The organism is Verrucomicrobiota bacterium (genome assembly GCA_027622555.1).
GTDB lineage: Bacteria > Verrucomicrobiota > Verrucomicrobiia > Opitutales > UBA2995 > UBA2995.
Genome location: JAQBYJ010000183.1, coordinates 1 through 7,966, shown reverse-complemented (window position 1 = coordinate 7,966; position 7,966 = coordinate 1). Strand labels below are relative to the sequence as shown.

Below are 7,966 nucleotides of genomic sequence, written 5' to 3'. Positions count from 1 at the left end.
TACCTTTTATGAAGGTTATGCCTGTGGCAGGGTAGGGCTCGATCGCCGAGCGAGCCGTTTTTCCGTGATTTAAAATGGACCTACCAAAACGTCAAAAGTTGCCTCACGATGTCCCCGCATGGGTTGAGCAAGGTACAACGTTTTTCATAACCGTTTGTTGTGAGCCCAAGGGATTGAACCAGCTTTGTACAGAAGAGAAAGCGCCGCAGCTTTACGATACGATTGCCTACCGTCATCGACTTGGACATTGGTGGATTCGTCTGTTTCTTTTAATGCCTGACCATTGTCATGCCCTACTTTCCTTTTCTCCAAAAGTTGAAATGCGAAAATCGATTTCAGATTGGAAACGTTTCACGGCTCGAAAGTTCGACATCTAATGGCAGAGAGATTTTTTTGATCATCGTATTCGCGACGATGAGAATCTGGACGAGAAAGCTTACTACATTCGGATGAATCCAGTTCGGAAAGGAATTTGTGGCAAACCTGAGGATTGGAATTACGTTTGGACGTATGAGGATTTTAAGGAATAATAAAAACGACTCGCTCGGCGATCAAGCCCTACCCTTAATCAGACCTACGCGATCAACTCCGGAATTATATCCGCACCTTCAACGCCGACCAATTTCTTTTCCAATCCTCCGTGGAGGAAAGTCAGGTGATTGGGGTCCAGCCCCATTAAGTGCAAAATGGTGGCGTGCAATTTTTTGACGTGGGTTGGGTTTTCTACTGCCTCATTACCCAGTTCGTCCGTTGTGCCGAAGGACATGCCGCCTTTGATTCCACCCCCCGCCATCCACATGGTAAATCCGGCTGAGTTGTGGTCGCGTCCGGTTCCCTTGGCGTATTCGGCGGTCGGTTGTCGGCCGAATTCTCCACCCCAGACAACCAGTGTATCTTCCAGTAAACCTCGTCGTTTGAGATCCTTCAGCAACCCGGCAATGGGCTTGTCGGTGGCGCCGGCATGTTTGTTGTGATTAAATTCGAGATCACCATGGGCATCCCAGTTGCTGTCCGTGTGAGCTCCACCCGAATAAATTTGAATAAAGCGCACATCTCGTTCCACCAGGCGGCGGGCCAGGAGGCACTTGGTGCCGAATTCACGGGTACGCTCCTCGTCGATTCCGTAGAGTCGTTTGGTGGCCTCCGATTCCTGAGACAGTTCAACGGCCTCTGGAGCGGTGCTTTGCATTTTATAGGCGAGCTCGTAACTGGCGATGCGGGCTTCAAGGTTGGTGTTGTCGTAACGACTCTTTAGATGCCCGTCATTGAGGTGATTTAGACTTTGTATGACCCGTTGTTGTTCGGTCATAGACATACCCTGTACGCTCTTCAGATTGAGCAAAGGATTTCCTTCGGACTTGAAGGTAGTTCCCTGATAGCTTGCAGGCATATAACCACTGGACCAGTTTTTGGCTCCGCTAATGGGACCGCCTGTATGATCAAGCATGACTACGTAACCAGGTAGGTCCTGATTGACCGTTCCTAGCCCATAGTTGACCCACGATCCCAAAGACGGGCTGCCACTCAGGATGGATCCCGAATTCATCATCAACATGGCGGAACCATGGATGGGGCTGTCTGCTTGCATAGACTTGATGAAGGCAATGTCATCGACACAGGTTGCTAAATGAGGAAACAGCTCGGACACCCATTTTCCGGATTCTCCATATTGTTTGAAATTCCATTTCGGTCCGACGACGCGGCCTTCATTTTTCTTACCACCTCGACCAAAGGTTCTTATGTTAATGGTTTTTCCGTCGTATTTAAATAACTCTGGCTTATAATCAAACGTATCCACATGGCTGGGACCGCCGTACATGAAGAGGAATATGACTCGCTTTGCTTTCGGCGCGTAATGAGGAACTTTCGTCGCAAGTGGGCCGCTAAGTGTCGATGCTTCAAGAGAATTAAAGAACCCCTCCAGTCCGAGCATTCCTGTCAAAGCCAGTCCAGTGAATCCACCACCAACTGTGGATAGAAATTCACGGCGAGCCATGCGCCGACAGAAATTTTCTGGGTGAGTCTTCATCAATCGAGAAATAGAAATTCGTTTAGATTCAGCATCATCAATGCAAATCGATTAACAGCCGTATTAAAATCGTGTCCATAATCCTGCTGCATGGAATGAATAAGGTCGATTGAAATTTTCAACTCAGCGTCGTCCGGGAGTCTGCCCAAAACGGTATCGAAGCCCGTGTTTACCAGGGATTCTACTCCGTAAGAGCTTTGTTTGATAAGTTGTTGCGCTAGTCGTTCGGAATGGTCTGCCATGAAACTGCTATTCATCATGGTTAATGCTTGGCCAGGAACGGTTGTATTAAATCGAACTGCGCAGGCTGTGTCTGTATCAGCTACATCAAACGAAGACATCATCGGATCCTGAAGTGAGCGCCGCGTGAAGGTGTAAATGCTTCTTCGGTTTTGATGCTCGGCACCTGCTTTGAGATCCCACCGACTTTCGGCTTTTGAGGCTGTTGCCAGAACTTCCGTTTGAAGCGTTGGGAAAACACTTGGACCTCCTACTTGTGGGTTGAAGTTGTCTGCAACAGTGAGAACGGTGTCGCGGATTTCCTCTGCTGTTAATCGCCGCATATTGTATCGCCAGAAATGATCGTTTAAAGGGTCTTTTTCCAAGGCCTTATCGTTGGGCGTAGAGGACATCTTATAGGTATTAGAGGTCATGATTAAGCGGTGGAGGTTTTTCATAGTCCAACCTTGGGAGGCAAACTCATTGGCTAACCAATCCAGCAACTCAGGGTGGGTGGGTTCACTGCCGAGTCCTCCAAAGTCATCGCTACTTCGAACTAGCCCTCTGCCGAAATGGTGTTGCCAGATACGATTTACTGCTACTCGGGCCGTAACAGAATTCGAGTCGCTTGCTATCCATTCAGCTAGTTGCAAACGTCGATCTGCATCCCTAACCGAATTTGATGTTACTGTTGTGTTCAAGACAGACGGAATGCCGGGTTGAACTTCTTCCCCTGGTGCGTGCGGGTTTCCTCTAAAAAGTATATGGGTTGATTTCTGGCCTGCTGTGTTGGAGGCCGCGGTGGCCAGAGATCCTTCCATCTTTTCTTCCAGCGGTTTGAAGGCTTCCAAAACTGTTTTTTCAAGTTCCATATTTTCTTTAAATACGGCAATCCACTTTTCCTCAGTGTCAGGAGATTTTTTGGCCACTCCGTTTCCAATTGCTTTTATTCGATTCCATTTGGCAGTGCTTACCCAACTCGCTGGTTGACCATCCGTCAGCATGCTGATTTCCAAGTTCATCGCGCTGTGCCTGCCAAAGATCAGTTTCAGATCGTGCGAGCCGCCTGGAAGATCAATGGAAAAATCTTCTGTGATAGTATTTGTTCCCACTTTGGAAAAGACGAGTTCCTCTCCCAGATACATCCAGGCTCCTCCATTGACGGTCACTCGGAATGTCTGCGAACCCGCCTCTGCCTGATTAAATTTTCCACTGACTACGTAAGACGAAGGTACATCCTTGGCTGGAGTAATTTGGGTGATATCCGTCGCCAGATTAATCTTACCGTCTGGCAAGACTCCCTCATACAAATAGTCGATATTATCCAGATCACTATGGGCGGTGTTCCAGTCCTCCATTACAAAACCGAATCGGAGGTCGGTTGGATAGTTTTCATCGATGGTCGGTTGGTCTGGAACGTAGCCGTATAAATGATTAGCCGCTTCCCACATTTTCAAACGTGGAACTGTTATATTTCTGACAGCTTCTTCCAGTTGTTCGGTTAAGTGCGCTTCCGTTGCCGGATCAAAAACGGAGATGGTTGCTATATCCTGATTGCGAATAAGGAAGGGGATCTTGAGATTTCGGAAATAGGCGAGGAATTGATAATACTCTTTTTGGGATATAGGATCTATTTTGTGATCGTGGCATCGCGCGCATGACATACTAGTTGCCAGCATGGAGCGGGACACAGTGTTGATAATGTCATCATAGTAGTCGAAGTGGAATTGTTCTTCATCAGCAGGCTCGTCGTCATAGAGACCCAGGTGCAAAAACCCAGTTGCAATGGTACTGTCGACCGTAGCATTTGGTTTCACGTCCCCGGCGATTTGATCGATTATAAATTCATCGTATGGCATGTCCTGATTGACTGCGTTTATGACATAGTCCCTGTATTTCCACATGTTGCGTTTATCACCATCTCGTTCATAACCGTTGGATTCTGCCCAACGTACAACGTCTAACCAGTGTCGGCCCCATTTTTCTCCGTAGTGCGGCGAATCGAGCAATTGGTCGATAAGCTTTTTCCAGGCGTTGGGTGAATCGTCTTGGAGAAATGCGTTAACTTGTTCCTGGGAAGGAGGAAGTCCCGTAAGGTCATAACAGGCACGTTTTAGCAAAACCAAACGATCTGCGGGTGGATTGGGGCTCAGATTTTGCTTTTGCAGGTTGGAAAAAATAAACGCGTCTATTGGATTTGAATTCCAGGAACTGTCCACGACTTTTGGTGGATCTATTTTAGCTGGTGGATTGTATGCCCAGTGTTTCACCGTTTTTCCAATTTGTGCCTGTAAACGCACCGATCCAATAAAAAGGCACGTGCTTACAATAATGTAAGCAAACAGGTGATCAATTCTTAGGGTGAACAGCTTCATTTTTAAAATGGAAAAAGGGTATTTAGAAACATCCTGTGGATTCTTTCCCAATTTTCCAGCAAAAGAGCCTTAAAATTAATGAAGTCGTATTTTCTTGAAAATATTCAATTTACGGCTAGCAGATCTTGGTAAAAGGAGTTGGAATGAAAGCCTATTAATACGTGAAAGATTCTACCGACTCTAACTCTCCCCGAAAAAGCCCTGAAGAATTACGCAGCCATCGCTGGTATGGAGTGAACGATTTGCGTTCCTTTGGGCACCGATCCCGCTCCTCGCAAATGGGGTATAGTCGGGAGGATTACGCCGGCAAACCGGTTATCGCCATTCTCAATACCTGGAACGATATCAATCCTTGTCATATGCACTTCAAGAACCGTGCAGAAGAGGTGAAGCGAGGAATTTGGCAGGCCGGTGGATTCCCGGTTGAGTTGCCAGCGATTTCTCTTTCGGAGAATTTCATGAAACCCACGACCATGATGTATCGGAATTTGTTGGCCATGGAGGCTGAGGAGCAGATTCGGGCGCATCCCGCCGATGGGGTTGTACTTATGGGCGGCTGCGATAAAACCACGCCTGCGCTTTTAATGGGGGCGGCGAGTATGGACATACCGGCCATATACATGCCGGCCGGAGCAATGCTTCGCGGGGATTATTGCGGAAAGACATTGGGAAGTGGCACAGACATCTGGAAATATTGGGCTGATCTCCGTGCCGGTAAGATCAACGAGTGTGAATGGCGTGGCATTGAATCGGGAATCGCGCGCTCCGCCGGCACCTGTATGACCATGGGTACCGCGGCTACCATGATGAGTGCGGTTGATGCGCTGGGATTTACATTGCCTGGCGCTTCCTCCATCCCGGCGGTAGACTCTCGTCACTCGCAAATGGCCACCAATGTGGGTCGTCGAATTGTGGACATGGTGTGGGAGGATTTGAAACCTTCGCATATTCTAACTGCGGAGGCTTTTGATAACGCGATTACCACGGTGCTTGCTCTGAGCGGTTCGACCAATTCCGTGATTCACTTGATCGCCATGGCTCGACGTGCTGGAGTAAATCTTAGTATGGAACGATTCGATGAACTTTCGGCCAAGGTGCCTGTAGTGGCCAATATGCGTCCGGCAGGGGATTTTCTGATGGAAGATTTTTTCTACGCGGGTGGGCTGACTGCAATGCTGGAGCAGATTCGTCCGCTGCTGCACACCGATTGTTTGACGGTTAATGGAAAGACCCTTGGCGAAAATATTTTCGGCGCAAAGGTACATAATAAGGAAGTGATCCACTCTCTCGATGACCCTTGTGCTCCCTCCGGTAGCCTCGTTATCCTACGTGGAAATTTAGCTCCGAACGGTGCGGTCATGAAACCCGTTGCCGCCGAAGCCCACCTTCATAAGCATTCCGGAAAAGCGATCGTCTTCGATAGTTACGATGAAATGCAGGCGAAGATCGATGACCCCGATCTGGATGTGGATGCTGACTCGGTAATCGTTTTGCGCAATGCGGGTCCTGTCGGTGCTGGCATGCCCGAGTGGGGACAACTTCCCATTCCGCAAAAACTGCTTCAAACGGGTGTGCGCGATATGTTGAGGATATCCGATGCGCGCATGAGTGGGACCAGTTACGGTGCCTGTGTATTGCACGTGGCTCCCGAATCTTTTGTGGGAGGCCCCTTGGCTCTTTTGAAGACAGGAGATGTGGTGAAACTCGATGTGGAAGCCCGTTCGCTCGATATGCTGGTAAGTGAGGATGAGCTTGATGCCAGGCGTGCGGTGTACGTTGCGCCCGAGCCAAGGTACCCACGTGGTTATGGTAAACTGTATTCGGACCACATTCAACAAGCAGACCAGGGCTGCGATTTTGACTTTCTTTCAGGCACCATGCCGATTCCTGATCCAGAAATCCATTAACTTTGACGTGATTATTTTTGAGACAGAAATAAAAAACTTCCTGAAAAATGTAGGAGCTGCTTTTGCTGCGATTCCCTTGGAGCGCCAACCTCCCGATTGGCATTTGGGGTGCATTATCGCAGCTAAAGCAGCTACATCAAAAAAGATTGGATCGAATGGTTTTGGTAAGGATGGTATTCGATCAACGATGATAACTCAATTTCTCTAAAATTAAACAACTATGACTACTCCATACTCAGGTATCCCAAATCAATTGCGACAGGACTTGTTGGCAAGAAAACCTCTCATTGGATGCTGGTGCGCCATGAGCAGTCCGATCGGCGCTGAAATTCTGGGGCAGGCAGGCTTCGACTGGCTTTTGATCGACGGCGAACATTCAGCGAACGATTTTAAGGACTTTATGCTCCAACTCATGGCGCTGAAAGATAGCGCGAGTGCACCGGTAGTCCGTCCCCAATGGTCTGAGCCTGTGATCGTCAAACGGTTGATGGATCTTGGGTTTTACAACTTCCTGTTTCCGTTTATTGAAACAGAGGAACAAGCGAAGGCAATCGTTGCAGCCACACGCTATCCGCCCGATGGAATCCGTGGCGTGGCGCTTTTACAGCGTGGGAACAAGTATGGATACATCGCTGATTATCCAGAGAAGATTAATGAAAACGTCTCGGTTCTTGTGCAGATCGAAAGTCTTCAAGGCCTTGAAAACGTGGAGGCCATTGCCAAGGTCGAGGGTGTGGATGGATTGTTCATTGGGCCTTCCGATTTGTCGGTGGCAATGGGTCATTTCTGCCAGCCCATGCACCCGGAGGTTCAGGAAGCGATGCAACGAATTATTGCCGCAGGTAAAGCGGCAGGTAAATCTGTCGGGATTATCGCAGCTGTTGAAGAGCAAGCTCGGATGTATTTGGAGATGGGTGTAAACTTTGTAGCCGTAGGCGCCGATTTGGGGATTTTAAAGAACGCTACCCTTGAACTGAGGAAGAAGTTTAAGTCCTAGGGATTCTCACTTGGCTGTCTAAGTGTTAAATGGGGGCATTTACTCCCAGATTCTATTTCGGAGACAATGAGACGAAAAATCGTCAGCCACTTCGACAAGCTCAAGGAATACAAGCTAACTCCTGGTATAAATGAGTTTCGATCCGCAATGTAGGAGCGGAGCTTGCTCGCGATTGTATTTTCGGCTTTTGAGCATCGATTTGTATAAAGTCGCTTAGACGAATTCAGGACGATTTTTTCCTAAAATTGATCAAAATATGAGAGGAAGAGGAAGGGTAGGAGGAAGAGTAGGGGAAGACTGAGATTAAGATTAAGAGTAAGAGTAAGAGTAAGAGTAAGAGTAAGATTAAGAGTAGAGGAAGAGTAGGAGTAGGAGTAGGAGTAGAAGTAGGAGTAGGAGTAGGAGTAGGAGTAGGAGTAGAAGTAGGAGTAGGAGTAGG

General features: G+C 48.1%; 6 protein-coding genes. 3 read left to right on the top strand and 3 right to left on the bottom strand.

Annotated features, from left to right (window positions below; translation table 11 throughout):
- The first annotated feature begins 74 nt into the window (after positions 1-74).
- Positions 75-377: a transposase gene (locus O3C43_24020; GenBank protein MDA1069553.1), complete on the top strand. Its 303-nt coding sequence runs from the start codon at positions 75-77 to the stop codon at positions 375-377.
- A gap of 197 nt (positions 378-574) precedes the next feature.
- Here the strand turns inward: O3C43_24020 and O3C43_24015 are convergent, their stop codons facing one another.
- On the bottom strand, positions 575-2,029 hold the full coding sequence (locus O3C43_24015; GenBank protein MDA1069552.1) for a DUF1501 domain-containing protein: 1,455 nt from the start codon (positions 2,027-2,029) through the stop codon (positions 575-577).
- Positions 2,029-4,623 carry a DUF1549 and DUF1553 domain-containing protein gene (locus O3C43_24010; GenBank protein MDA1069551.1) on the bottom strand — a complete coding sequence of 865 codons (2,595 nt, stop codon included), beginning with the start codon at positions 4,621-4,623 and terminating at the stop codon, positions 2,029-2,031. Before O3C43_24010 ends, O3C43_24015 begins: the two co-directional genes overlap by 1 nt.
- A gap of 161 nt (positions 4,624-4,784) precedes the next feature.
- Here O3C43_24010 and araD point away from each other — a divergent pair, with 161 nt between their 5' ends.
- Both araD and O3C43_24000 read left to right on the top strand, forming a co-directional pair.
- Positions 4,785-6,530 carry an L-arabinonate dehydratase gene (gene araD / locus O3C43_24005; protein MDA1069550.1) on the top strand — a complete coding sequence of 582 codons (1,746 nt, stop codon included), beginning with the start codon at positions 4,785-4,787 and terminating at the stop codon, positions 6,528-6,530.
- Positions 6,531-6,750: 220 nt separating this feature from the next.
- Positions 6,751-7,527, top strand: coding sequence for an aldolase/citrate lyase family protein (locus tag O3C43_24000; protein MDA1069549.1), 777 nt, complete (start codon positions 6,751-6,753; stop codon positions 7,525-7,527).
- A gap of 239 nt (positions 7,528-7,766) precedes the next feature.
- Here O3C43_24000 and O3C43_23995 read toward each other — a convergent pair.
- Positions 7,767-7,966: hypothetical protein (locus O3C43_23995; protein MDA1069548.1), on the bottom strand; the 200-nt coding region annotated here is incomplete at its 5' end.

Coding starts and splice junctions, on each gene's coding strand:
- O3C43_24010 (MDA1069551.1), bottom strand. CDS start 4,623: ATGAAGCTGTTCACCCTAAGAATTGATCACCTGTTTGCTTACATTATT.
- O3C43_24000 (MDA1069549.1), top strand. CDS start 6,751: ATGACTACTCCATACTCAGGTATCCCAAATCAATTGCGACAGGACTTG.
- O3C43_24015 (MDA1069552.1), bottom strand. CDS start 2,029: ATGAAGACTCACCCAGAAAATTTCTGTCGGCGCATGGCTCGCCGTGAA.
- O3C43_24020 (MDA1069553.1), top strand. CDS start 75: ATGGACCTACCAAAACGTCAAAAGTTGCCTCACGATGTCCCCGCATGG.